This window comes from Nocardioides luteus (assembly GCF_015752315.1).
Taxonomy (GTDB): Bacteria; Actinomycetota; Actinomycetes; order Propionibacteriales; family Nocardioidaceae; genus Nocardioides.
This window is the reverse complement of sequence record NZ_JADOVJ010000001.1, coordinates 4110696-4133541: the sequence shown is the minus strand read 5'-3', so window position 1 is coordinate 4133541 and position 22846 is coordinate 4110696. Positions and strand designations below refer to the sequence as shown.

Here is a 22846-nt window from a genome sequence, read left to right as displayed (position 1 = left end):
TCCGCTTGACCCTCGTCTTCCTCCGCTGCGCTCGTCGCTGGCGCTCCTCGCTCCGCTCCGTCCAGACGAGGGGCGCTTCGGCGCTGGCTTGTGGCCGACCGTGCCAGCCGGCGGCCGAATCGTCAGTTGTGGGCGACGAAACTCATGTTTCGTCGCCCACAACCACATTCTCGGCGGTGCTTGATCAGGGGTGGGTCATGGACTCCACGTCGAGGGCCTTGTCGAGGTCTTCCTCGGTGATGGTGCCGTCGGCGACGTAGCCGAGCTTGATGACGGTGTCCTTGATCGTGGCGCCCTCGGCGAGGGCCTGCTTGGCGACCTTGGCGGCGGCCTCGTAGCCGATGTACTTGTTGAGCGGCGTGACGATCGAGGGAGAGGACTCGGCGTAGGCGCGGAGGCGCTCGGGGATCGGCACGATCCCGTCGACGGTGCGCTGGGCCAGGACGGTCATCGAGGTCGAGAGCAGGCGGATCGACTCCAGGATGTTGCGGGCCATCACCGGCATCGCGACGTTGAGCTCGAAGGCACCCGACGCTCCGGCGGCGGTCACGGCGGCGTCGTTGCCGATCACCTGGAACGCCACCATCAAGGTGGCCTCCGGGACGACCGGGTTCACCTTGCCGGGCATGATCGAGGAGCCCGGCTGCAGGTCGGGCAGGTGGATCTCGGCCAGCCCGGTGGTCGGGCCAGAGGACATCCAGCGCAGGTCGTTGTTGATCTTGATCAGGCCGACCGCGAGAGTCTTCAGGACGCCGGAGAGCTCGACCAGCGAGTCGCGGGTGCCCTGGGCCTCGAAGTGGTTGCGGGCCTCGGTGAACGGCTGGCCGGTGCGGTCGGACAGCTCGGCGATCACGGCCTGCGGGAAGCCGGCGGGCGTGTTGATGCCGGTCCCGACCGCGGTGCCGCCGAGCGCCAGCTCACGCACCCTCGGAAGCACGGCCTCGAGCCGCTCGGCCGCGTAGCGGATGGTGGCTGCGTACCCTCCGAACTCCTGGCCGAGGGTGACCGGCGTCGCGTCCATCAGGTGCGTACGTCCCGACTTCACCAGGCCGGCGAACTCGGTGGCCTTCGCCTCGAGCGAGGTGGCCAGCACGTCGATCGCGGGCAGCAGCTGCTCGGTGACGGCGACGGCGGCGGCGACGTGGATCGCGGTCGGGAAGGTGTCGTTGGAGGACTGGGAGGCGTTGACGTGGTCGTTGGGATGTACGTCGCCTCCGGCCCTGGCCACCAGCGACGCGATCACCTCGTTGGCGTTCATGTTCGACGAGGTGCCGGACCCGGTCTGGAAGACGTCGATCGGGAACGCGTCGTCGTGCCGGCCCTCGGAGACCTCGCCCGCGGCCGCGATGATCGCCGCGGCCTTGTCGCCGGGGAGCACGCCGAGGTCGAGGTTGGCCTTGGCGGCGGCGGCCTTCACATGGCCGATCGCATGGATCAGCGCCGGCTCGATCGGAGTGCCCGAGATGGGGAAGTTCTCCACGGCCCGTTGGGTCTGGGCGCGCCACAGCGCGTCCTTCGGGACCCGGACCTCACCCATGGAGTCGTGCTCGATGCGAAAGCTCATGTCGTCCATGTCTGGTTCAACCTTTGACTAGTTGGTGCCATTCCCTTGCGAGACCGTGCCCACATAGAGCCAGTAGGTCTCCGAGTGCCCCTGCAGGTCGACGGGATAGGAGAGCGCCTCCGCGTCGTCGAAGACCTGCGCCATGACCTCCAGCAGCGCCGGAGCCTCCGCCGCCGACCACACCACCACACTGCCACCCGGGGTGGTGGCCCGCCGCGCATCGGCGAGCGCGGGCGCCTCGTAGAGCGCCCCGTTGGCGTCGTGCACCAGGTAGCCCGGACCGTTGTCGACGTCCAACAGCACCACGTCGTACGTCTCGGGCCGGCTCTCCCGCAGGACCACGGCCACATCGGCGACCTCGACGTGGACGCGCTCGTCGGCCAGCAGCCCGGGGCCGTGGGGGATCCGGCCGGCGCGCATCCACTCGACCAGGCGCGGCTCGATCTCGACGACCGTGACGGCTTCGACCCGCGGGTCGGCCAGCACCGCCTCGAGGGTGAACCCGAGCCCGAGGCCGCCGATGAGCACGTGCCGAGGCTGCGGGTGCAGCCCGAGCGCGCGCGTCGCGAGCGCCTTCTCGGTCGAGGTCTCCCGGGTGTCCATCACGAAGATCCCGTTGGCCCGCAGCTCCAGGTGGCCGTCCGCCCGGTGCTTCAGGACCAGGCCCCCGTCTGCGATCACCGATTCCATCCCGCTCACGGCTCCATTGTGGCCGATGTGGGTACCGGCTCTGCCATGAGCGAAGACAACACCCAGTTCCCCGCCCAGCAGCAGGAGCCTCCCGGGCTCACCGGCGAGATGGAGCCGGTGCCCGACCACGGCGAGTCGAGCTACCAGGGCCACGGCCGCCTCGAGGGCAAGGTCGCCCTGATCACCGGAGGCGACTCCGGCATCGGTCGCGCGGTCGCCATCGCGTACGCCCGCGAGGGCGCCGACGTGGCCTTCACCTACCTCCCCGAGGAGGAGCCCGACGCGCAGGAGACCTCGAAGCTGGTGGAGGAGGCCGGACGTACGCCGCTGGCGATCCCGATCGACCTGCGTGAGCGCGAGGCGTGCGACGAGGTCGTCGAGCGCACCGTGCAGGAGCTCGGCGGCCTGGACATCCTGGTGAACAACGCCGGTTACCAGTTCGCCCGCGACAAGGGTTTGACGGACATGGACGACGAGCGGATCGACCGGACGTTCAAGACCAACCTGTACGCCCTGCTCTGGCTGACCAGGGCGGCCGTGCCGCACCTGAAGAAGAGCAGCGGCTGCGTCATCAACAACGCCTCCATCCAGGCGTACGAACCCTCGACCAGCCTGCTCGACTACGCCGCGACGAAGGCCGCGATCAACAACTTCACCGTCAACCTCGCCGCCGAGCTCGGGCCCGACGGGGTCCGGGTGAACGCGGTGGCGCCCGGGCCGATCTGGACCCCGCTGCAGCCGGCGACGCAGGCTCCGGAGAAGGTGGAGAAGTTCGGGGCGAACACGCCGCTGGGTCGAGCGGGCCAGCCGGCCGAGGTCGCCCCGGCGTTCGTCTTCCTGGCCTCGCCGACCGAAGCGTCCTACGTGTCCGGAACCGTCCTCGGGGTGACTGGGGGACGGCCGGTGTTCTGATGGCCACGAGCAGCTACGAGGGCAACGAGATCGACGGCGGTGGTCCGGACGAGGGACCGGAGCAGCGGATCACCCGCAACTGGAACGAGCTCCTCCAGGAGCTGCGGGTGCTGCAGACCGGGGTGCAGATCCTGACCGGTTTCCTGCTGACGGTGCCGTTCTCGCCACGCTTCCCCGATCTCAACGACCACCAGCAGACGATCTATCTCGTCGTGCTGGTCGGCTCGGTCATCACCACCAGTCTCATCATCGCCCCGGTCTCCTTCCACCGGATGCTGTTCCGGCGCCGGCAGCGCCCCTGGCTGGTCACGGCCTCGCACATCTGCGCGCGGGCCGGGCTGGTCGGCTTCGCGATCGTCTCGGCGCTGGTGGTGCTGCTCGTCTTCGACGTCGTGGTCTCGCTCGAAGCCGCGCTCGTGGCCGCGGCGGCCGTGCTCGTCCTGTTCATCTCGCTGTGGGCGGGACTGCCGCTCGTGAACGGACGAAACAACTCCCACTGACCCGGTGTGATGACCCCCACAGCGGGAGTACGCTGGATGGGAACCGAGTCGGGTGGGCTTATGTGGTCGATCTTCTGGATCATCGTCGCGGTGCTGCTGGGACTTGCCGAGGCGTTCACGATGACGCTGGCGTTCGCTTTCGTCGCCGGCGGGGCGCTGCTTGCCGCCGGGAGCGCCGCGTTGGGCGCCCCGGTGCTGGTGCAGATGCTCGTCTTCGCGCTCGCCGGCGGTGGCAGCGTGCTGCTGGTACGGCCCGTCGCACGCCGTCACATGGCGCTGCCGCCGCCGGTGCGTGACGGCACCGACGCCCTGGTCGGCCGTCAGGCGGTCGTCCTGGCGGAGGTCAGCTTCGCCCACGGCCTGGTGCGGCTCGCCGGTGAGGACTGGACCGCCCGGCCCTACGACGAGGACCTCGTCATCCCGGTCGGATGCCGGGTCGACGTGCTCGAGATCGAAGGCGCGACGGCGCTCGTGCATCCGCGGGACCCGTTGTCGCTGTCGCCCTAGAGGAGGACGTACGACATGGAACTTCTGCTGATTGTGCTGGTCCTGATCGGGCTGGTGGTCGGGGGAGTCGCCTCGACGGTGCGGATCGTGCCGCAGGCCCGCCGCTACAACATCGAGCGGTTCGGGCGCTACCGGGTCACGCTGCAACCGGGGCTCAACTTCGTGATCCCGCTGGTGGACCGGGTCAACACCAAGCTGGACGTGCGCGAGACGGTCTACTCCTCCAACCCGCGGCCGGTGATCACCGAGGACAACCTGGTGGTCAACATCGACACGGTGCTCTACTACCAGATCACCGACCCGCGGGCGGCTGCCTATGAGGTGGCGAACTACCTGCAGGCGATCGACCAGCTCACCGTCACCACGCTGCGCAACCTGATCGGGTCGATGGACCTGGAGCGCACCCTGACCTCGCGCGAGACGATCAACGCGCGGCTGCGCGAGGTGCTCGACGACGCCACCGGGAAGTGGGGGATCCGGGTCAACCGGGTCGAGATCAAGGCGATCGACCCGCCGGCCTCGATCAAGGAGGCGATGGAGAAGCAGATGCGCGCCGAGCGCGACAAGCGTGCCGCGATCCTGCACGCCGAGGGCAAGCGGGCCTCGCTGATCCTCGAGGCCGAGGGCACGCGGCAGCGCTCGATCCTGGAGGCCGAAGGTCACCAGCAGGCCCGCGTGCTCGAGGCCGACGGTGAGGCCAAGGCGCTCGAGCGGGTCTTCCAGGCGGTCCACGCCAACGACGCCGACGCCAAGGTCCTGGCCTACAAGTACCTCGAGATGCTGCCCTCGCTCGCCTCGCACGGCAACTCGTTCTGGGTCATCCCCGGCGAGCTCACCGAGGCGATGCGTACGGTCACGGGGGCCTTCGCGGACACCGCTTCGAAGGCCACCGGGAACGGCAACGGCGAGGAACGACGTACGCCGCCGCTGCCCACCCCGCGCAACGCCATCGAGCAGGCCCAGCGCGAGGCTCACGACGAGGCCGTCAAGGCCGTCGAGGAGGCCAAGGAGGAGTCGGCCCGCGCCGATCGCATCGTCGGCTGACGTACGTCGGTAGCCTGACCGGCATGTCGCCGGGTCTCGTGGTCGTGCTGCTCGTTGTCGTGGTGGTCGTCGGGATGCTGATGAGTGTCAGGATCGTCCCGGCGGCGACCTGCTTCGTGGTCGAGCGCCGCGGCCGGTACCGGACGACGCTGAGGCCGGGCCTCAACGCCATCGTGCCGCTGCTGGACCGGGTCGTTGCTCGGTTCGACATGCGCGAGCAGGTGCTGTCGATGAGGGAACCGCTCGTCTGCCGCGATCACTACGTCTGCGAGGCGGTTCTGAACGTCTACTTCGAGTTCGAGGACCCGTCGATCGCCTACCGCGTCGACAACACCCAGCAGCAGCTCGAACGCGCTGTACGCGAGGCGCTGCGAGAGTTCGCCGGAATCGTCGACCAGGACGAGTTCCTCAACTCCACCCAGCGCCTGACGGATGTCGCCTATGACGCCACCCGCCGCTCGCGCGAGGACTGGGGCATCGTCGTCAAGCGCGTCGCGGTCACCGACCTCGGCGCCCCAGGCGCTCCTGGCCGATGACCGCGACCCTCGAGGCACCTCGCGGCGAAGGCGGCTGGTGCCCTCGCGCAACGGGCACGCCGACTGGTCGGGCTGTCGGGCATCGGTGACCCGAAAAACCTGATGCGGCGGGCGGTCACGGGTTGACAGCATCGGGCCATGTCGCTGCCCACTCCCACGCTCGTCACGACACGGTTGCGGCTGCGGCCGTTCACCGACGCTGATGCGGATGACCTCTTCGCGTTGCAGAGCGACGCCCACGTACTGCGTTACTGGGACTCACCGCCGTGGACCGATCCGGCCCAAGCCGGGCGGTTCATCGCCAGGTCACAGGAGATGGCGGAGGAGGGGGCCGGCGTCCGGGTGGCCGTCGAACGGGACTCCGTGTTCCTCGGCTGGTGCACCTTCAACTCGTGGAACCCGGAGTTCCGCAGCGCCTCGCTCGGCTACTGCCTCGGCGAGGCGGCCTGGGGTCACGGCTATGCGACCGAGGCCGCCGGTGCCGTGCTGACCTGGGCCTTCGACGCGCTCGACCTCAACCGGGTCCAGGCGGAGGCCGACACTCGTAACGCCGCCTCGGCCCGGGTGCTGGAGAAGCTCGGGTTCAAGCTCGAGGGGACGCTGAGGGAGGACTGCGTGGTGAACGGGGTCGTCTCCGACTCCTGGGTCTTCGGACTGCTCCGCGGGGAGTGGTTCGCCCGGCAGCGGGGTACCGCAGGGACATGAGCCACGAGCAACTTCCGGCAGAGGGGCCCGACGACCCCGAGTACACCGACGAGTCCGGGCAGGTCTCCGAGACCCAGCGCCTCGACGAGGACGAGGGCGACACTCCGATCGCGCCCTCGGACTCGACGGCGGGTTATCCCGACTCCGAGTCGGGCAGCCCGGACACGAAGGGGTCCGGACCGAGCGAGGCGCCGCCCGAGAACCGGCGCGACAACGACGTCTAGCGATTCTGCGGGCGGGCCGGGCTGGGTCAGGCTCAGCCGAAGAGGTCACCCAACCAGGACTCGCGGTGGTGGCTGCGGCGCTTGTCGTAGCGGTGGTCGTCGTCGTAGTCGCGCCGCTCGTAATCCCGCTTCTCGTAGCGTCGCTCGTCGCGCTGCTCCTGGCGGGGCTGCTGCTGGTAGCTGCCGAGTTGCGGGGCGCCGACGGACCGCTCGATGATCTTGTCGATCTCGCCGCGGTCGAGCCACACGCCACGGCACTGCGGGCAGTAGTCGATCTCGATGCCTTGGCGCTCGCTCATCACCAGGGTGACGCCGTCGATGGGGCACTGCATGGGGGGTCTCCTCGTCGTCGGGGATCGGCGCCCATCAACCTATCCGGTCGTCCCGCCTCGCCGAGGCCCAGCGTCGGCGGGCGTCCGCTCAGCGCTCCTTCGACCGCACCCTGATCCCGGTGAGGGGGACGGTGGTGGTGCCGGAGGGGTCGGTGAAGAAGTCGTTGCCCTCGCCGTCGACGACGATGAAGGCGGGGAAGTTCTCGACCTCGATCTTCCAGACCGCCTCCATGCCGAGCTCGGGGTACTCGAGCACCTCGACCGACTTGATGCAGTCCTGGGCGAGCCGCGCGGCCGGGCCGCCGATGGAGCCGAGGTAGAAGCCGCCGTAGGTGCCGCAGGCCTCGGCGACGATCTTGGAGCGGTTGCCCTTGGCGAGCATGACCATGGAGCCGCCGGCGGCCTGGAACTGCTCGACGTAGGAGTCCATCCGGCCGGCGGTCGTCGGTCCGAAGGAGCCCGACGCCATGCCCTCGGGCGTCTTGGCCGGGCCGGCGTAGTAGACCGGGTGGTTCTTCATGTACTCCGGCATCTCCTCGCCCGCGTCGAGGCGCTCCTTGATCTTCGCGTGCGCGATGTCGCGGGCCACCACCATCGGGCCGGACAGGGAGAGCCGGGTCTTGACCGGGTGCTGGGAGAGCGTCGCGAGGATCTCGGACATCGGCTGGTTGAGGTCGATGTCGACCACCTCGCCGGCCGAGATCTCCTCGGCCATCCCGGCGTCCGGCATGTACTGCGCCGGGTCCGTCTCGAGCTGCTCGAGGAAGACGCCGTCGCGGGTGATCTTGCCCAGCGCCTGGCGGTCGGCGGAGCAGGAGACCGCGATCGCCACGGGGCAGGAGGCGCCGTGGCGGGGGAGCCGGACGACGCGTACGTCATGGCAGAAGTACTTGCCGCCGAACTGGGCCCCGATCCCGAAGGACTGGGTCAGCTCGAAGACCTTCTCCTCGAGCTCGGTGTCGCGGAAGCCGTGGGCGCTCATCGAGCCCTCGGTCGGGAGGTTGTCGAGGTAGTGGGCCGAGGCGTACTTGGCCGTCTTGAGGGCGAACTCCGCGGACGTCCCGCCGATGACGACGGCGAGGTGGTACGGCGGGCAGGCGGCCGTGCCCAGCGACCGGATCTTCTCGTCGAGGAAGGTGAGGATCTTGTCCGGGTTGAGGATCGCCTTGGTCTCCTGGAACAGGAACGACTTGTTGGCGCTGCCGCCGCCCTTGGCCATGAAGAGGAACTTGTACTCCGGGCCGTTCTCGCCCTCGGTGGTCGAGTAGATCTCGACCTGTGCGGGCAGGTTGGAGCCGGTGTTCTTCTCCTCGTACGTCGTCAGCGGGGCCAGCTGCGAGTAGCGCAGGTTGAGCTTGGTGTAGGCGTCGAAGACACCGCGGCTGACGGTCTCGGCGTCGTCGGAGCCGGTCAGCACGCCCTCGGACTTCTTGCCCATCACGATCGCGGTGCCGGTGTCCTGGCACATCGGCAGGATCCCGCCGGCCGAGATGTTGACGTTCTTGAGCAGGTCGAGCGCGACGAAGCGGTCGTTGCCGGAGGCCTCGGGGTCGTCGATGATCTTGCGGAGCTGCTTGAGGTGGGCAGGGCGGAGGTACTGGTTGATGTCCTTCATCGCCTCGGCGGTCAGCCGGCGGATCGCCTCGGGGTCGACCTTGAGGAACTTGCGCCCGTCGACCTCGATCTCTTCCACCCCCTCGCTGGTGATCAGCCGGTAAGGAGTGTCGTCCTTGCCGGTCGGGAGGAGGTCGGAGTACCGGAACTCAACGTCAGCCACGGAAGCGAATCGTACGCCGCCGGGCGCCTCCGTCTGAGATCAGGCTGCACGCGCGAGACATCCGCGCTATGGTCGGAGACGTCCACACGGGAGTCCGCGGCAGCGGGCTGAGAGGGAGCTGGAGCCGCTCCGACCGTTACACCTGATCCGGATCATGCCGGCGAAGGAAGTGATTGGTTGTGCTTCTTCCACATATTTTCTGTTTGGTCTCCTCGCGCGATGATCTCGCGCTGCTGCCCGCCTTCGCGGAGGTCGGTGTCACCGGCTTCCAGGTGCGCGACAAGACCGCGACGACCCGTGAGCTGCTCGCGCTGACGGCAACCGTGATCGAGCGGGTCGGGACGTACGAGGCCTGTGTGGTCGTCGACGACCGGCTCGACGTCGCGCTCGCCGCCGGTGCGGACGGCGTCCATCTCGGTGCGTCCGACCTGCCGTTGGCCGAGGCCCGGCGGATCGCCGACGCGGTCTCCCCGGGGCTGATCATCGGCGCGACCTGCCGCGACCGTGCCGCCGTCGAGGCGGCTGCCGACGCGGGCGCGGACTACGCCGGGTTCGGGCCGGTCTTCGCGACCACGTCCAAGGCCGGGCTTCCCGACCCGCTGGGGGTCGCTGCCGTCACCGATGCGGCCGGCGTGCTGCCGCTGATCGCGATCGGCGGCATCTCGGCCGAGTCTGCCGGGCCGGTGCGCGCCGCCGGCGCCCATGGGGTCGCCGTGATCGGCGGGCTCTGGCGACAACCCGATCCACTCCAAGCCGCGAAGGAGCTCGTGGAAGCGGTCGGCTGATGCGGGCGCGGATCCTCGGTGCCGGGATCGTCGGACTCTCCGTGGCCGACGAGCTGATCCGTCGTGGTCACGAGGTCTCGGTGGTCGATCCGTCGCCGGGTTCAGGGGCGTCGTACGCCGCTGCCGGCATGCTCAGCCCGGCCGGGGAGGCCTGGCACGGCGAGGAGGAGCTGACGCGGCTGTGCCTGGCGTCGCTCGCGCTGTGGCCCGACTTCGCTTCGCGGCTAGGGGTGCCTGTGCACACCCGCGGGACGCTGCTGGCCGGCGTCGACGCCGGAGATGTCCAGCAGGTCGAGCGGCAGCTCGCGGTGCTCGACCTCGCCGGGGTGTCCTACGAACGGTTGGGGCGGAGGGATCTGCTCGGCTACGAACCCGGGCTCGGCCGAGTCGCCGGTGGCGCCTTCCTCGCCGAGGACCACTCCGTCGACCCGCGGGCCGTCGTCGCGGCGCTGCTCGCGCGGGTCGGCGACCGTGTTGGTGTCGAGACCAACACAGCCGTTGACGTGACCGTCATCGCCACGGGGGCGCACCTCCCCGCTCCGTACTCCTCCCTCATCCGCCCGGTCCGCGGCGACGTGGTGCGGGTGCGGACGCAGGAGTGGGTGGAGCGGACCGTGCGGGCGTGGGTGCACGGCGAGCAGGTCTACGTCGTGCCGCGGACCGACAGCGACGAGGTCGTCATCGGGGCGACGTCGGAGGAGCGCGACGGCCCGCTGCTGCCGACCGTCGAGGGCGTCTGGCGGCTGCTCGACTCCGCCCGCCGGGTCGTGCCCGCGCTCGACCGGGCCGGCGTCGTGGAGGTGACCTCGCGCGATCGCCCCGGCACCGCCGACAACCTTCCGCTGGTCGGTCCGACCCAGGAGCCGGGGGTCGTGCTCGCCGCGGGCGCCTATCGCAACGGGGTCCTGCTCGCGCCGCTCATCGCGCGGCTGGTCGCCGATCACATCGAGACAGGAACGGTGGAGCCCGCGGTCGACCCGCGCCGGTTCCGGATGAAGGAGGACGGATGAGGATCACCGTGAACGGCGAGCCGATGGAGGTCGGTGGCACCGTCGCCGATCTGCTCGAGACCAGGACCGGCGACCGGCGGCCGAGCGGCATCGCGGTCGCCGTCGCCGAGGAGATCGTTCCTCGCGACGACTGGGCGGAACGCTCGCTCCAGGACGGCGACGTGGTCGAGATCGTGACGGCGGTGCAGGGCGGATGAGCGTGCTGAAGATCGCCGGCCGCGAGCTGTCCTCGCGCCTCTTCCTCGGCACCGGCGGCCTGCCCCACCTGGCGCTGCTCCCGGACGTCATCGACGCGGCCGAGCCGGGTCTGGTGACGGTGTCGATGCGGCGTACGTCCTCGACGGCGTCCGGAGGCCTGCTCGAGACGCTCCGCAGCGCGGGCGTGCCGATCCTGCCCAACACCGCCGGCTGCCTCTCGGCGCGCGAGGCGGTGCTGACCGCCGAGCTGGCCCGCGAGGCGCTGGAGACCGACTGGGTGAAGCTGGAGGTGATCGGCGACGAGACCTCGCTGATGCCCGACGCCGTCGAGCTGGTCGAGGCCGCCGAGCAACTGGTGCGCAAGGGCTTCACGGTCCTGCCGTACGCCACCGACGACGCCGTCCTCGCCCGCCGGCTCGAAGACGCGGGCTGTGCCGCGGTGATGCCGCTCGGCTCGCCGATCGGGTCGGGGCTCGGCATCCTCAACCCCTACGCCATCGAGGCCGTCGTGGCCGCCGTCGACGTGCCGGTGGTGCTCGACGCCGGGGTCGGCACCGCCTCGGACGCGGTCCTGGCGATGGAGCTCGGCTGCTCCGCCGTCCTCGCCGCCACCGCGGTCACGCGCGCCGACGACCCGGTCGCGATGGCCCGCGCGCTGCGGCTGGCCGTCGAGGCCGGGCACACCGCCCGCGCCGCCGGCCGGATCCCACGCCAGGCCGTCGCCCGCGCCTCCTCGCCGATGGAAGGACGCATCGCATGACCGTGCTACCGAGACTGCTCGTCCTCACCGACCGCTCCCAGCTGCCGCTCGGCCGCAGCCTGCTCGCGACGATGGCAGCGTGCGCCGAGGCGGGCCTGACCCACGTCGTACTCCGCGAGCTCGACGAGCCCCTGGAGCATCGGGCGAAGCTGGCCGAGCTGCTCGCCGGGCTCGGCCTGAACGTCATCGCCGCCCACACACCCCTGCCCGCGGCGGTCGGGGTGCAGCTCCCGGCTTCCGCGAGCTGTAACACGTCGTTCGTAGAACTACTCGCCCTATCGGAGCGACCGGATAGTCGGTGTAACAGCGTGTTACACCTCGGCCGCAGCTGCCACAGCGCCACTGAGGTCGCCACCGCCGCCGAGCAGGGGTTCGACTATGCGATGTTGAGCCCGTATGCGGTGACCGAGTCCAAGCCCGGTTACGGGCCGCCGCTCGGGCCGGGCACCTTCGGCGACCTGCCGCTCCCGACGTACGCACTGGGCGGGATCACCTCGGACAACGCCGCCGACCCGGTCGCAGGGGGCGCCTACGGGGTCGCCGTGATGGGCGCGGTGATGCGAGCAGACGAGCCGGGACAGGTCGTGCGCGACCTTCTCGCCGCCCTCGCCGCGGGGGTGACCCGATGAACCCGCCGGTCGCGCTCACCGTCGCGGGGACCGACTCCGGGGGAGCGGCGGGCACGGCGGCCGACCTGGCCACCTTCGCCGCGCTCGGGGTCCACGGCGCCTGTGTGATCACCGCCGTCACCGCCCAGGACACGACCGGCGTCAGCGACATCCACGCCATCCCGTTCGCGACCATCGAGGCGCAGCTCCACGCTGTCTTCGACGACCTTCCCGTCGCGGCCGTGAAGACCGGCATGCTCGGCAGCGCCGAGACGGTCGAGCTCGTCGCGCGCCTGTGCGCCGACCGCCCGCTCGTCGTCGACCCCGTCCTCGTCGCCACCTCGGGAGCGGTGCTCGGTGGTGAGGACGTACGCCGCGCCTACCTCGACCACCTGCTCCCCGTCGCCACCGTCGTCACCCCCAACCTCGACGAGGCTCGGGCCCTGGCGGGACGCGACGGGTCACCCGAGGAGCTCGCCGAGGAGCTCGCCGGGCTGAAGCCGGCGGTGATCGTCACCGGAGGTGACCCGGCCGCCACCGGGGAGTGCACCGACTGGCTCGCCGAGCCCGGGAAGTCCGCGATCCCGCTGAGACACCCCGCGGTCCTCACGAGCAACGACCACGGCACCGGCTGCACCTACAGCTCGGCCCTGGCCGCCCGTCTCGCCCACGGCGCACCGCTGCGGGAGGGGGCCGAGCAGGCCGCGGCGTACGTCACCCGACAGCTCGCCACCAGCAGGCAGTGGACCCTCGGCCGCGGCCGGGGCCCGGTCGCCCACCTCTTCACAGATCAGCCCAGCCCGACAAGCACGAAGGAGACAGCATGACCGTCCACCCCGCCCACACCCGCCTCGAGCTCGGTGACCTGAAGGTCCCGGTTACCCGGGTCGCGCTGACCAACGGCGAGACCTTCGACCGCTACTGCACCGAGGGCCCGGGATCCCAGCCGGAGCAGGGTCTCCCGCCGCGTCGCGACGAGTGGATCGACGAGCGCGGCGACACCGAGGCCTACGACGGCCGCCGGACCGAGCTGCTGGACAACGGCAAGGCAGCCGTACGCCGCGGCGCGGCCCGCCAGGAGTGGCAGGGCGAGCGCCGCCAGCCGCGCAAGGGCAGGAACATCACCCAGATGCACTACGCACGGCAGGGCATCGTCACCAAGGAGATGGCCTACGTCGCGGTGCGGGAGAGCTGCGACCCCGAGCTGGTCCGCGAGGAGGTGGCGGCGGGCCGCGCAATCATCCCCAACAACGTCAACCACCCCGAGTCCGAGCCGATGATCATCGGCAAGCGGTTCCTGGTGAAGATCAACGCCAACATCGGCAACTCCGCCGTCACGTCCTCCATCGCCGAGGAGGTCGACAAGCTCACCCACGCGATCACCTGGGGCGCGGACACGGTGATGGACCTGAGCACCGGCGACGACATCCACACCACCCGCGAGTGGATCCTGCGCAACTCGCCCGTCCCGATCGGCACCGTCCCGATCTACCAGGCCCTGGAGAAGGTCAACGGCGAGGCCGACAAGCTGACCTGGGAGGTCTTCCGCGACACGGTCATCGAGCAGGCCGAGCAGGGCGTCGACTACATGACGATCCACGCGGGCGTCCTGCTCCGCTACGTCCCGCTCACCGCCAACCGCGTCACCGGCATCGTGTCCCGAGGCGGTTCGATCATGGCCGGCTGGTGCCTGGCCCATCACCAGGAGAACTTCCTCTACACGCACTACGACGAGCTGTGCGAGATCTTCAAGCAGTACGACGTCGCCTTCTCCCTCGGTGACGGCCTCCGCCCGGGCAGCACCGCCGACGCCAACGACGAGGCCCAGCTCTCCGAGCTGCGCACCCTCGCCGAGCTCACGACGCGGGCCTGGGAGCACGACGTCCAGGTCATGGTCGAAGGCCCTGGCCACGTCCCGCTCAACCTGGTGAAGGAGAACGTCGACCTCCAGCAGGAGTGGTGCCACGGCGCGCCGTTCTACACGCTGGGCCCGCTCGCGACCGACATCGCGCCGGGCTACGACCACATCACGAGTGCCATCGGCGCGGCCACGATCGCGATGCACGGCACCGCGATGCTCTGCTACGTCACCCCGAAGGAGCACCTCGGCCTGCCCGACAAGGACGACGTGAAGACCGGCGTGATCACCTACAAGCTCGCCGCCCACGCCGCCGACATCGCCAAGGGCCACCCCGGCGCCCGTGACCACGACGACGCCCTCTCCCGGGCCCGCTTCGAGTTCCGCTGGCGCGACCAGTTCGCGCTCTCCCTGGACCCGGTCACCGCGGAGGCATTCCACGACGAGACCCTGCCGGCGGAGGGCGCCAAGACCGCCCACTTCTGCTCCATGTGCGGCCCGAAGTTCTGCTCGATGAAGATCAGCCAGGACGTACGCGACCGCTTCGGCGGCGGCGACGGTGCCTCTTCCGAGGAGGTCGAGGCCGGGATGATGGAGAAGTCGAAGGAGTTCGCGGCGGCGGGAAGTCGGGTGTACCTCCCGCTCGCCGACTGAGCGATCGGCTACGAGCCCGACCGCAGGCTCTCGTAGACCCTCGCGAGTGCCTCCGAGCCGTGCCCTGCGGCGATCTGTCCGCTGATCAGTGCCTGGACGGCAGCGATGGGGGAGGGGTCGACCCCCTCCTCCTCGCTGGCCCGGACGATGTGCGAGAGGTCGGAGAACTCCAGGCTCTGCTGGCCCGCGACGGTGTAGTCGCCACCGTCGATGACCTTCGCGTAGCCGTCGAGACCCTCGGTCATCGCGGCCAGGAAGGGCGCCTGCCGAGCAGCGAAGTCGGCCGCGCTCATCCCCATGGACGAGACCATCGCTGCGCCGTGGAAGAACCCCGTGAACATCTGGTACATCCCCGACAGCATCGCCAGGTCCACCAGCGACGCCCGGCCGGCGTCCTCGCCGTGGAACTCGCTGGTGGCCCAGACGTCGAGCGTCGGCAGGAGGGCGTCGTACGCCGCCCGTGACCCGCTGTAGAAGATCTGACCCGCGCGGGACCCGATCATCGCGGGCACGGCCATGATGGCGCCGTCGAGGTAGTCGACACCGCGCTCGGCCGCCCAAGCGGCGAGCGCACGGGCTTCGTTCGGCGACGTGGTCGTGACGTTGACCAGGGTGCGGCCCCGGAGCTCGTCGGCGACCGGGCCGCTGAGGGTCTCCTCGACCGAGGCGTGCTTGAGCAGGCAGGCGATGACGACGGGACTGGCCTGCACCGCCTCGCGGACCGAGCCCGCAGCTGAAGCGCCTCGGTCCACCAGGTCCGCGGCACGGCCGGGGGTGCGGTTCCAGACGGTCACGGAACGGCCGGAGTCGAGCAGCGCGGACGCCAGGGCGCTGCCCATCGCGCCGAGGCCGAGGACGGTCACGTCGGTCGCGTGGGTGGAGTTTCGAGTGGTTTCTGACACGCCCTCCATGCTGGAGGAGGTCGTCGCGACGCGGGAGTACCCACTATTTACTGGGGTACGCACCATCTGGTGAGTGCGGCGCGCGGGTAAAGGATCAGGGATCAACCTGAGAGACGGATCCGGCGTGCGCCGATAGCATCAACACTCATGGGACTCCCCGAACCGCACCCCGGCCAGCCCCGCCGCGCCGACCTCCGGGTCAGCGACGCCGACCGTCACGCGGTGGCCGACATCCTGCGCGAGGCAGCGGGGGAGGGCCGTCTCGACATCGACGAGCTCGAGGAGCGGCTCGAGGAGACCTACAAGGCCAAGACGTACGCCGACCTGGAGCCGATCACGCAGGACCTCCCGGTCGCGGGGCAGATGCCGGCGGCACCCGCCGTGCCCACCGCATCGGCGGTGCCCGTCGTCTACGGCCAGGGTGAGGCGTCCGACAGCGCCAGCGCGTTCCTGAGCAACGTCGAGCGCAAGGGCGTGTGGATGGTCCCGCAGCACCTCTCGGTCAACGCGGTGCTGGGCGACGCCAACATCGACCTGCGCGAGGCGCACTACGCCGCGCGCGAGGTGGTCATCAACGCCACCTCGGTGCTGGGCAGCGTGAAGGTCACCGTGCCGCCCCACGTGCACGTGATCGTGGAGGGCAACGGCGTGCTCGGCGACTTCAAGGAGCCCTCCGCGAAGGTGCCCGAGGTGCTCTCCGCGGACTCGCCGGTGGTGCGGGTGCGGGGCATCGCGGTGCTGGGCGATGTGACCGTGAAGCGCCGGGGTCCGCGCGGCCCGAAACGCACCCTGAAGCAGCATCTCGGCCTGGAGTGACTGGCTTATGGAAATGGGGTAGGGGGATTGTTGAGGCACAGGCTCGATGCCCCCACTACCATTCGCCCCATGGGAACGACCCCCGAGCCATTTCGCGGCCAGAATCCTGATCCGAATCTCCGGATCAGCGATGCCGACCGCCACAAGGTGGCCGACATCCTGCGCGAGGCCGCGGGTGAGGGACGCCTGGAGATCGACGAGCTCGACGACCGCCTCGAGGCGACCTTCAAGGCCAAGACGTACGCCGACCTGATCCCGATCACCGTCGACCTGCCGGCCGCGGGCACCCCCGCTCCGCCGGTGCCGGTGACGAAGCCTGCGACCGGAAGCAGTCCGGCGGTCTTCGCCGACAACCCGATCGAGAGCCAGCTCTACGTCGCGATCATGAGCGGCGTCGACCGGCGCGGGGTCTGGACGGTCCCGGCGACCGGCAACGTGATCGCGCTGATGGGCGGCGCCGACCTCGACATGCGCCAGGCGCAGTTCTCTGCGCAGGAGACCGTGATCTACGCCAACGCGATCATGGGCGGGGTCAACATCACCGTCGGCCCCGACGTCCAGGTCGTGATGCAGGGCGTCGGGATCATGGGCGGCTACGTCGGTCCGCGCGGCATCGAGCCGACCGGCGGTCCGGTGCTGCGGGTGAAGGGGCTGGCGCTCATGGGTGGCGTCACCGTCATCCGTAAGCCGCTGAAGGAGTCCAAGGGCTCCAAGCAGCTGCGGCTGCCGCCGCCGCACGAGCTCCCGCCACACGGGATGCACTGAGCAGCACACCTCGGGGATGGTCCGCTCCGCGGACCGATTTTGTCGTGCCTGGAAATCAGGCACTAACCTCGCCTGAACAAGTTATTGTGTAGTTACATAATAGACAAAGGAGTCTCGGGATGAAGCCGAAGTGGAGCGCACTGCTGGGCGCCGCACTCGTGGCCGTCGTGGCCCTGATCGCCGGACTCCTGGTCATCGGCCCGAAGACGCTCGCCGCCGGCTCCGCCGCTGCCGACCCGTCGGCCGCGCCCGTCGAGCACCCCGTCGAGAAGCCCGCGGCAGAGCTGGCCGCCACGACCGACCAGCGCCCCAACATGGTCCTCATCCTGATGGACGACTTCTCCCTGGAGCTGCTCCGCACGATGCCGGAGGCGACCCGGATGGCCGCCGAGGGAGCGACCTACCAGAACTCCTTCGTCATCGACTCGCTGTGCTGCCCCTCGCGGGCCGCGCTGCTGACCGGGCAGACGCCGCACCACACCAAGGTGCTCACCAACACCCAGAACGACCCGGAGCACCCGGTCGGAGGCTGGTCGGCGTTCCAGCGCTACGGCAACGTCGAGAAGCAGTTCAGCATCGGGCTGCAGGAGGCCGGCTACACGACCGGGTTCGTGGGGAAGTACATCAACGCCTACGAGGCCACCCTCGGCTCCGACGGCAAGCGGGTCCCGCCGCCCAAGGTGCCCGGCTGGGACTCCTGGAACGCGCTCCTCGGCGGCGCCTACGGTGGCTGGGGCTACCAGAGCACGTTCCTCGACGGGAACGGCGCGGTGCAGCTGCGCAACCACCCGCAGCCCGCGCGGAACGCCACCGTGCAGCAGAAGGACGCTGCGTACGCCTCCAGCGTCACGCGTGACTACGCCCTCGACTTCATCGAGAAGCACCGCGACGACGAGAACCCCTACTTCCTCGAGATCGCCGCCTACGGGCCGCACTCCCGGCTCGGCCACCACTACCCGGGCCTGGACACCTGGTTCCCGCCCGCGTTCGCCGACCAGGCGCCCGCCGGCGACCCCGCGGGCGGCAACTGCGGCCGGGTCGCATGTGCCGATCTCACGCTGAAGGACCTCGTCGGCTACGGCGACGACCGCTGGGACAACGCGCCCACCTACCTCGGCCGCGCCGGACGTACGTCGCAGGCTCCTGCCTGGCGCACCAACAAGGTCTCGCTGAGCGACGAGACGGCGCTGAGCCAGTACCGTGACCGCGCCCGCATGGTGCAGTCGATCGACCGGATGATCACCCAGGTCCGTAAGGCCGCCGGCGACGACACCTACATCGTGCTGACCTCGGACAACGGCTTCCACCTCGGCCAGCACCAGCTCAACGGCGGCAAGGGCGCTCCCTACGACTCCGATACCCGGGTCCCGCTGGTGGTCGTCGGCCCCGACGTGGTGCCCGGCAAGCGCAGCCAGTTCGTCAACAACATCGACCTGGCGCCGACCTTCCTGGACATCGCGGGCGCCCCGACCCCGGCGTACGTCTCCGGCACCTCGTTCGCCGAGACCCTGAGCCGGCCGCGGCTGCCGGGTGGGCGATACGCCTTCTTCGAGCACACCTACGCCAAGTCCCACCCCGGCGAGGTCGACCTCGACGACGGCTCGGGCGGCACCATCGACATCATCCCGTCCTACATCGCGGTGCGTGGTTCGCGGGGGCTGCTGGTCCGGTTCGACCTGGACAAGTCCTGGAAGGGCACCGACTACGCCTACGAGCTCTACCGCTATGACCGGCCGTGGGAGGACCGCAACGTCTTCGCCGAGGACCACGCCAAGCCGTACGCCCGCGACCTGATGCGCCGGCTCGATGCCTACGAGGGCTGTGCCCCGGCTGTATGCCGGGCTTTGACCCGCTGATTCCGAATCTGGGCTATGGTGTCCCAGCCGGGGCCAAATGTGGCCCCGGTCACTTCACAACGGATCGTCCGGCACGTACCTGCCGGTGAAGGAGACAACGGAATCATGGCAACAGTCAGTTTTGAGAAGGCGCAGCGTTGGTACGCAGGCGCCGCCGAGCCCGCGGTCAAGGGCATCGACCTGGAGATCAAGGACGGCGAGTTCATGGTGCTCGTCGGCCCGTCCGGCTGCGGTAAGACCACCACCCTGCGCATGCTCGCCGGGCTGGAGGAGGTCAACTCGGGCGCCATCAAGATCGGCGACCGCGACGTCACCAACGTCGCCCCCAAGGACCGCGACATCGCGATGGTCTTCCAGAACTACGCGCTCTACCCGCACATGAGCGTCGCCGAGAACATGGCGTTCTCGCTCAAGATGGCCAAGGTCCCGAAGGCCGAGCGTGACAAGCTCGTCGCCGAGGCGGCCAAGACCCTGGGTCTGACCGACTACCTCGACCGCAAGCCGAAGGCGCTCTCCGGTGGTCAGCGCCAGCGCGTCGCCATGGGCCGTGCGATCGTCCGCCAGCCGCAGGTCTTCTGCATGGACGAGCCGCTGTCGAACCTCGACGCCAAGATGCGCGTGCAGACCCGCACCGACATCGCCAAGCTCCAGGCCGAGCTCGGCATCACCACCGTCTACGTCACCCACGACCAGGTCGAGGCGATGACGATGGGTGACCGCGTCGCGGTGATGAGCAACGGTGAGCTGCAGCAGGTCGACACCCCGCTCAACCTCTACCGCAAGCCGGTCAACCTCTTCGTCGCCGGCTTCATCGGCTCGCCGCAGATGAACCTCATCAAGGCCACCTCGGCCGACGGTGGTGCCAAGATCGAGGAGTACGTCGTGCCGATCAGCGGCCGCGACCTGCCCAAGCAGATCACCGTCGGTGTGCGCCCGGAGAGCTTCCGGGTCATCGGTGAGGGCCAGGGCGGTCTGCCGGTCCAGGTGACCGTCGTCGAGGAGCTCGGTTCCGACTCCTACGTCTACGGCACCAGCGACGTCGAGGGCGTCCCGTCCACCCTGATCGTCCGGGTCTCCTCCAAGGACCAGGTCAGCAAGGGCGACACCATCTACGTCACCACCGACCCCGAGGACGTCCACGTCTTCGACACCGAGTCCGGCCTCCGAGTCAACTGACTCACAGCGAATTGCGAAGCAATCGCAGATAACTCAGTGCTGTTGGTTCATTCTGGCCAGCATCGCGTTGTAGGCATCGAGGGCCTCGTCGCTGTCAGGATCCACGGATCCCGGCTCGGCGGGGCCCTCGGTCGTGCCCCGGGCGCTCTCCTGGGCGAGCCGGGCGCTGCGTACGCCGTCGAGGAAACGGCCGGTCATCTTGGTGCGGCGCTCGGGTGAGGAGACCACGGCGATGACCAGGCCGATGGCGAGGAACATCATCCCGGCGTCGCCCGCGGCCCACATCAGACCGCCGGCGGTCTGGACGTCGCGCACCGCGTCCATCGCCCACTCGGGCCGGGCGGCGGAGTAGACCGGGTAGAGGTTGCGCTCGGTCTGCAGCATCACGATCCCGACGATGGTGTCGGGCACCATGCCGACCACGAGGAGCGAGATCCGGCCCAGGTAGGGCAGGTCGGGGCGTACCTTCTCCTCGCCGATCGTGCCGGTGAGGAAGAGGAAGCCGGCGACGACGTAGGCGATCTGCTCGCCGACCATCAGCGGCACGCTCTGCGCCATCGAGTCCATGAACCCGGACAGGTGGGTGCCGATGATGACCAGCGAGTAGAGCAGGGTGCCGGTGGCCGGGTGGACCAGGACGGTCACCGGGAGCGAGCGCATCGCCCGCTCGGCGCGAGGCCCGGTCTCGGCGATGACGGTGAGCGGGTGCCCGAGCACCAGGAGTGCGGGCACGACCATGATCAGCGTCAGGTGGAGCACCATGTGCATCCAGGCCAGCGCCATCGCATAGCCGTTGATGGCCGAGGCGACCACGACGTACATCAGGCCGAGCCCGGTCAGGAACGACGCCACCCGCCAGCCCTTGACCGTCGACGCCGCTCCGGCGGCGTTGCGGAGCGTCAGGTAGCCCGCGCCGAGGATGACCACGGCGAGCAGCCAGCCGGGCTGGAGACTCCAGGTGGTGAGGAACTCGGTCCAGCCGAGCGCGGGCAGGGAGCCGTGGTCGTGCATGGTCTCACGGTATCTCCGGGTCGGGACCGGAGGTTATTCCAGGCGGCCGGTGGGCTGGATCAGCGGCACCAGGAACAGCCGGGCGAGCGCGCGCAGCTGGGCCTCGTCGTCGATGTCGACGACCTCGCTGGGGGTGACCAGGAACGAGGTCGAGGTGCGGACCATCAGCTCGGCGACGAGGTCGACCTCGACCGCGGCGGGTACGTTGCCGGCCCGCTGCTCGCGCCGCAGCTGGCCGGCGACGAAGCGCGCGATCGTGGCCACGGTGCGGCCGCCGTCGCCGACGATCGAGTGCACCAGCGAGTCGGTCTCGACGGTGAGCAGGCCGCCGATCAGCGGGTTGCCGCGGATCGCCCGCATCGCGCTGGCGAAGCCGATCTCCACGCGCTCGGCCGCGTCGGCGGCGTCGGCGATGTCGAGCACGAACTGGTCGAAGTAGCGCCGGAACTCCCGACGTACGACCTGCTCGACCAGGGCGTCCTTGTTGGCGAAGCGGCGGTAGACGGTGATCCGGGCGACCCCGGCCCGCTTCGCGACCTCCTCCATGGTGGTGCGCCTGATCCCGATCCGGCGGAACTGCTCGGCGGCGGCGTCGAGGAGCTTCGCGGTCACCGCCTCGTCCTCGATCGGCTCGGCGACGTCCGCGAGCGCCCTCGCGAGCAGCGACCCCGACTCGTCCTCGGGGACCGTGGTGGGCATCCGGCTAGGCCGTGAGGGTGCGGTCGGCGGCTCGGTCGGCGGTGCGGCGCACGATCTTGATGAAGGTCGGCCACAGGCCCACGGGAAGGTCGTGGCCCATGCCCTTGATCAGGGTGATCTCGGCACCGGGGACGGCCGCGGCGGTCGCCCGACCACCGGAGACGTGGACCATCTTGTCGGCCAGGCCGTGGATCACGCTGAACGGCACCTTGATCCGGCCGAGGTCCTCGGTGCGGTCGGGCTGGGTGAGGATGGCGAGCATCTGCCGGGCGACGGCCGCGGCGTTCACGCCGCGGTTCCAGGTGTCGATCGCGCGGCGGCGTACCTCGTCCTCGGGCTCGGGGTAGAGGGGCGAGCCGATCTGGATGCCGCCCTTGATCTGGCGCTCGATGTAGCCCTCGAGGCCGGGTTTCTTGATGACCAGCGCCGGCAGCAGGGTCGGGTGCTGGAAGCCGACGGCGCGGCGGCCGGTGGTCGACATCGTGGAACAGACCGAGCGCACCCGGTCGGGGTGGTGGATGGCCAGGGTCTGGGCGATCATCCCGCCCATCGACACGCCCCATACGTGCGCGGACTCGATGCCGAGGTGGGTCAGCAGCGCGGCCGCGTCGTCGGCGAGGTCGGTCAGGGTGTACGGCGACCGCGTGGGCAGCCCGACGAACGCCCGGGCCAGCCGGGCGAGCGTGATCCGCTCGTCGCTCGGGTGGGGCGAGGAGTGACCGACGTCGCGGTTGTCGTAGCGGATGACGTAGAACCCGGCCTCGGACAGCTGCTGGCACAGCCGGACGTCCCACCAGGTCATCGGCCCGCCGAGCCCCATGATCAGCAGCAGCGGGTCAGCGCCGGGATCGCCGAACGTGTCGTACGCAAGCTCGACTCCTCCGGGGAGGAAGGCGGTGGACTCGGTCGTCTCGGCGGAGGTGGTCATGCCGAGATTTTACGGGACGGGACCAGATG

Annotated in this window: 26 protein-coding genes and 1 riboswitch; of the genes, 18 read left to right on the top strand and 8 right to left on the bottom strand. The window is 69.9% G+C overall.

Annotation, left to right across the window (positions count from 1 at the left end):
* Nucleotides 1–184: 184 nt before the first annotated feature.
* Nucleotides 185–1573 carry a class II fumarate hydratase gene (locus HD557_RS19915; protein WP_196875154.1) on the bottom strand — a complete coding sequence of 463 codons (1389 nt, stop codon included), beginning with the start codon at nucleotides 1571–1573 and terminating at the stop codon, nucleotides 185–187.
* Between the two features lie 18 nt (nucleotides 1574–1591).
* A complete protein-coding gene (locus tag HD557_RS19910) occupies nucleotides 1592–2254 on the bottom strand; it encodes a spermidine synthase (RefSeq protein WP_008359026.1) in 663 nt (220 codons plus the stop codon).
* Between the two features lie 45 nt (nucleotides 2255–2299).
* Here HD557_RS19910 and HD557_RS19905 point away from each other — a divergent pair, with 45 nt between their 5' ends.
* From HD557_RS19905 to HD557_RS19875, 7 genes are all read left to right on the top strand, one after another.
* Entirely contained in the window at nucleotides 2300–3166 is an 867-nt protein-coding gene (locus HD557_RS19905) for a glucose 1-dehydrogenase (protein WP_196875153.1), read from the top strand.
* Entirely contained in the window at nucleotides 3166–3666 is a 501-nt protein-coding gene (locus tag HD557_RS19900; RefSeq protein WP_196875152.1) for a DUF6328 family protein, read from the top strand. The genes HD557_RS19905 and HD557_RS19900 overlap by 1 nt, the downstream gene beginning before the upstream one ends.
* 60 nt (nucleotides 3667–3726) lie before the next feature.
* Entirely contained in the window at nucleotides 3727–4173 is a 447-nt protein-coding gene (locus HD557_RS19895) for an NfeD family protein (protein ID WP_008359020.1), read from the top strand.
* A 15-nt stretch (nucleotides 4174–4188) separates the two neighbouring features.
* Nucleotides 4189–5217 carry an SPFH domain-containing protein gene (locus HD557_RS19890; protein WP_008359018.1) on the top strand — a complete coding sequence of 343 codons (1029 nt, stop codon included), beginning with the start codon at nucleotides 4189–4191 and terminating at the stop codon, nucleotides 5215–5217.
* A gap of 23 nt (nucleotides 5218–5240) precedes the next feature.
* On the top strand, nucleotides 5241–5753 hold the full coding sequence (locus HD557_RS19885; protein ID WP_196875150.1) for an SPFH domain-containing protein: 513 nt from the start codon (nucleotides 5241–5243) through the stop codon (nucleotides 5751–5753).
* Between the two features lie 138 nt (nucleotides 5754–5891).
* The gene (locus HD557_RS19880; protein WP_196875149.1) at nucleotides 5892–6458 is read left to right on the top strand and encodes a GNAT family N-acetyltransferase; all 567 of its coding nucleotides are present in this window, start codon (nucleotides 5892–5894) and stop codon (nucleotides 6456–6458) included.
* Nucleotides 6455–6682, top strand: coding sequence for a hypothetical protein (locus tag HD557_RS19875; protein ID WP_196875148.1), 228 nt, complete (start codon nucleotides 6455–6457; stop codon nucleotides 6680–6682). Before HD557_RS19880 ends, HD557_RS19875 begins: the two co-directional genes overlap by 4 nt.
* A gap of 32 nt (nucleotides 6683–6714) precedes the next feature.
* Here the strand turns inward: HD557_RS19875 and HD557_RS19870 are convergent, their stop codons facing one another.
* Together HD557_RS19870 and HD557_RS19865 are read right to left on the bottom strand one after the other, a co-directional pair.
* Nucleotides 6715–7014, bottom strand: coding sequence for a TFIIB-type zinc ribbon-containing protein (locus tag HD557_RS19870; RefSeq protein ID WP_196875147.1), 300 nt, complete (start codon nucleotides 7012–7014; stop codon nucleotides 6715–6717).
* A gap of 88 nt (nucleotides 7015–7102) precedes the next feature.
* On the bottom strand, nucleotides 7103–8791 hold the full coding sequence (locus HD557_RS19865; protein ID WP_196875146.1) for a fumarate hydratase: 1689 nt from the start codon (nucleotides 8789–8791) through the stop codon (nucleotides 7103–7105).
* A 76-nt stretch (nucleotides 8792–8867) separates the two neighbouring features.
* Nucleotides 8868–8977, top strand: a riboswitch (TPP riboswitch).
* A gap of 17 nt (nucleotides 8978–8994) precedes the next feature.
* Here HD557_RS19865 and thiE point away from each other — a divergent pair.
* The 7 genes from thiE to thiC are packed head-to-tail and all read left to right on the top strand — an operon-like array spanning nucleotide 8995 to nucleotide 14664.
* Nucleotides 8995–9576, top strand: coding sequence for a thiamine phosphate synthase (gene thiE, locus HD557_RS19860; RefSeq protein WP_196875145.1), 582 nt, complete (start codon nucleotides 8995–8997; stop codon nucleotides 9574–9576).
* Complete coding sequence (locus HD557_RS19855) at nucleotides 9576–10586, top strand: FAD-dependent oxidoreductase (RefSeq protein WP_196875144.1); 1011 nt, start codon at nucleotides 9576–9578, stop codon at nucleotides 10584–10586. The genes thiE and HD557_RS19855 overlap by 1 nt, the downstream gene beginning before the upstream one ends.
* Complete coding sequence (gene thiS / locus HD557_RS19850; RefSeq protein WP_196875143.1) at nucleotides 10583–10783, top strand: sulfur carrier protein ThiS; 201 nt, start codon at nucleotides 10583–10585, stop codon at nucleotides 10781–10783. The genes HD557_RS19855 and thiS overlap by 4 nt, the downstream gene beginning before the upstream one ends.
* A complete protein-coding gene (locus HD557_RS19845) occupies nucleotides 10780–11544 on the top strand; it encodes a thiazole synthase (protein WP_196875142.1) in 765 nt (254 codons plus the stop codon). Before thiS ends, HD557_RS19845 begins: the two co-directional genes overlap by 4 nt.
* Nucleotides 11541–12173, top strand: coding sequence for a thiamine phosphate synthase (locus tag HD557_RS19840; protein WP_196875141.1), 633 nt, complete (start codon nucleotides 11541–11543; stop codon nucleotides 12171–12173). The genes HD557_RS19845 and HD557_RS19840 overlap by 4 nt, the downstream gene beginning before the upstream one ends.
* On the top strand, nucleotides 12170–12979 hold the full coding sequence (gene thiD / locus HD557_RS19835) for a bifunctional hydroxymethylpyrimidine kinase/phosphomethylpyrimidine kinase (protein ID WP_196875140.1): 810 nt from the start codon (nucleotides 12170–12172) through the stop codon (nucleotides 12977–12979). Before HD557_RS19840 ends, thiD begins: the two co-directional genes overlap by 4 nt.
* Nucleotides 12976–14664 (top strand): phosphomethylpyrimidine synthase ThiC, encoded by a 1689-nt coding sequence (thiC, locus tag HD557_RS19830; RefSeq protein WP_196875139.1) that lies wholly within the window; start codon nucleotides 12976–12978, stop codon nucleotides 14662–14664. Before thiD ends, thiC begins: the two co-directional genes overlap by 4 nt.
* A gap of 8 nt (nucleotides 14665–14672) precedes the next feature.
* On the opposite strand, the gene HD557_RS19825 is transcribed toward thiC, so the two are convergent.
* On the bottom strand, nucleotides 14673–15575 hold the full coding sequence (locus tag HD557_RS19825) for an NAD(P)-dependent oxidoreductase (RefSeq protein WP_196875138.1): 903 nt from the start codon (nucleotides 15573–15575) through the stop codon (nucleotides 14673–14675).
* A gap of 138 nt (nucleotides 15576–15713) precedes the next feature.
* Between HD557_RS19825 and HD557_RS19820 the strand changes: the two genes are divergently transcribed.
* The 4 genes from HD557_RS19820 to HD557_RS19805 all read left to right on the top strand — a co-directional run bounded on the left by HD557_RS19820 (nucleotide 15714) and on the right by HD557_RS19805 (nucleotide 20179).
* Entirely contained in the window at nucleotides 15714–16382 is a 669-nt protein-coding gene (locus HD557_RS19820) for a DUF1707 SHOCT-like domain-containing protein (RefSeq protein WP_196875137.1), read from the top strand.
* Nucleotides 16383–16451: 69 nt separating this feature from the next.
* The gene (locus HD557_RS19815; protein ID WP_008359001.1) at nucleotides 16452–17147 is read left to right on the top strand and encodes a DUF1707 SHOCT-like domain-containing protein; all 696 of its coding nucleotides are present in this window, start codon (nucleotides 16452–16454) and stop codon (nucleotides 17145–17147) included.
* A 119-nt stretch (nucleotides 17148–17266) separates the two neighbouring features.
* A complete protein-coding gene (locus tag HD557_RS19810) occupies nucleotides 17267–19003 on the top strand; it encodes a sulfatase-like hydrolase/transferase (protein WP_196875136.1) in 1737 nt (578 codons plus the stop codon).
* Nucleotides 19004–19108: 105 nt separating this feature from the next.
* A complete protein-coding gene (locus tag HD557_RS19805; protein ID WP_008358998.1) occupies nucleotides 19109–20179 on the top strand; it encodes an ABC transporter ATP-binding protein in 1071 nt (356 codons plus the stop codon).
* A gap of 33 nt (nucleotides 20180–20212) precedes the next feature.
* On the opposite strand, the gene HD557_RS19800 is transcribed toward HD557_RS19805, so the two are convergent.
* The 3 genes from HD557_RS19800 to HD557_RS19790 are packed head-to-tail and all read right to left on the bottom strand — an operon-like array spanning nucleotide 20213 to nucleotide 22817.
* Nucleotides 20213–21190 carry a cytochrome c oxidase assembly protein gene (locus tag HD557_RS19800; RefSeq protein WP_196875135.1) on the bottom strand — a complete coding sequence of 326 codons (978 nt, stop codon included), beginning with the start codon at nucleotides 21188–21190 and terminating at the stop codon, nucleotides 20213–20215.
* Between the two features lie 33 nt (nucleotides 21191–21223).
* A complete protein-coding gene (locus HD557_RS19795; protein ID WP_196875134.1) occupies nucleotides 21224–21889 on the bottom strand; it encodes a TetR/AcrR family transcriptional regulator in 666 nt (221 codons plus the stop codon).
* A 4-nt stretch (nucleotides 21890–21893) separates the two neighbouring features.
* Nucleotides 21894–22817: an alpha/beta fold hydrolase gene (locus HD557_RS19790; protein ID WP_196875133.1), complete on the bottom strand. Its 924-nt coding sequence runs from the start codon at nucleotides 22815–22817 to the stop codon at nucleotides 21894–21896.
* Nucleotides 22818–22846 lie beyond the last annotated feature (29 nt).

What these genes read in the sequence shown, in the direction of transcription:
- HD557_RS19915 (WP_196875154.1), bottom strand. Translation starts at nt 1,573, where the DNA reads ATGGACGACATGAGCTTTCGCATCGAGCACGACTCCATGGGTGAGGTC.
- HD557_RS19910 (WP_008359026.1), bottom strand. Translation starts at nt 2,254, where the DNA reads ATGGAATCGGTGATCGCAGACGGGGGCCTGGTCCTGAAGCACCGGGCG.
- HD557_RS19905 (WP_196875153.1), top strand. Translation starts at nt 2,300, where the DNA reads ATGAGCGAAGACAACACCCAGTTCCCCGCCCAGCAGCAGGAGCCTCCC.
- HD557_RS19900 (WP_196875152.1), top strand. Translation starts at nt 3,166, where the DNA reads ATGGCCACGAGCAGCTACGAGGGCAACGAGATCGACGGCGGTGGTCCG.
- HD557_RS19895 (WP_008359020.1), top strand. Translation starts at nt 3,727, where the DNA reads ATGTGGTCGATCTTCTGGATCATCGTCGCGGTGCTGCTGGGACTTGCC.
- HD557_RS19890 (WP_008359018.1), top strand. Translation starts at nt 4,189, where the DNA reads ATGGAACTTCTGCTGATTGTGCTGGTCCTGATCGGGCTGGTGGTCGGG.
- HD557_RS19885 (WP_196875150.1), top strand. Translation starts at nt 5,241, where the DNA reads ATGTCGCCGGGTCTCGTGGTCGTGCTGCTCGTTGTCGTGGTGGTCGTC.
- HD557_RS19880 (WP_196875149.1), top strand. Translation starts at nt 5,892, where the DNA reads ATGTCGCTGCCCACTCCCACGCTCGTCACGACACGGTTGCGGCTGCGG.
- HD557_RS19875 (WP_196875148.1), top strand. Translation starts at nt 6,455, where the DNA reads ATGAGCCACGAGCAACTTCCGGCAGAGGGGCCCGACGACCCCGAGTAC.
- HD557_RS19870 (WP_196875147.1), bottom strand. Translation starts at nt 7,014, where the DNA reads ATGCAGTGCCCCATCGACGGCGTCACCCTGGTGATGAGCGAGCGCCAA.
- HD557_RS19855 (WP_196875144.1), top strand. Translation starts at nt 9,576, where the DNA reads ATGCGGGCGCGGATCCTCGGTGCCGGGATCGTCGGACTCTCCGTGGCC.
- thiS (WP_196875143.1), top strand. Translation starts at nt 10,583, where the DNA reads ATGAGGATCACCGTGAACGGCGAGCCGATGGAGGTCGGTGGCACCGTC.
- HD557_RS19845 (WP_196875142.1), top strand. Translation starts at nt 10,780, where the DNA reads ATGAGCGTGCTGAAGATCGCCGGCCGCGAGCTGTCCTCGCGCCTCTTC.
- HD557_RS19840 (WP_196875141.1), top strand. Translation starts at nt 11,541, where the DNA reads ATGACCGTGCTACCGAGACTGCTCGTCCTCACCGACCGCTCCCAGCTG.
- thiD (WP_196875140.1), top strand. Translation starts at nt 12,170, where the DNA reads ATGAACCCGCCGGTCGCGCTCACCGTCGCGGGGACCGACTCCGGGGGA.
- thiC (WP_196875139.1), top strand. Translation starts at nt 12,976, where the DNA reads ATGACCGTCCACCCCGCCCACACCCGCCTCGAGCTCGGTGACCTGAAG.
- HD557_RS19825 (WP_196875138.1), bottom strand. Translation starts at nt 15,575, where the DNA reads ATGGAGGGCGTGTCAGAAACCACTCGAAACTCCACCCACGCGACCGAC.
- HD557_RS19820 (WP_196875137.1), top strand. Translation starts at nt 15,714, where the DNA reads ATGGGACTCCCCGAACCGCACCCCGGCCAGCCCCGCCGCGCCGACCTC.
- HD557_RS19815 (WP_008359001.1), top strand. Translation starts at nt 16,452, where the DNA reads ATGGGAACGACCCCCGAGCCATTTCGCGGCCAGAATCCTGATCCGAAT.
- HD557_RS19810 (WP_196875136.1), top strand. Translation starts at nt 17,267, where the DNA reads ATGAAGCCGAAGTGGAGCGCACTGCTGGGCGCCGCACTCGTGGCCGTC.
- HD557_RS19805 (WP_008358998.1), top strand. Translation starts at nt 19,109, where the DNA reads ATGGCAACAGTCAGTTTTGAGAAGGCGCAGCGTTGGTACGCAGGCGCC.
- HD557_RS19800 (WP_196875135.1), bottom strand. Translation starts at nt 21,190, where the DNA reads ATGCACGACCACGGCTCCCTGCCCGCGCTCGGCTGGACCGAGTTCCTC.
- HD557_RS19795 (WP_196875134.1), bottom strand. Translation starts at nt 21,889, where the DNA reads ATGCCCACCACGGTCCCCGAGGACGAGTCGGGGTCGCTGCTCGCGAGG.
- HD557_RS19790 (WP_196875133.1), bottom strand. Translation starts at nt 22,817, where the DNA reads ATGACCACCTCCGCCGAGACGACCGAGTCCACCGCCTTCCTCCCCGGA.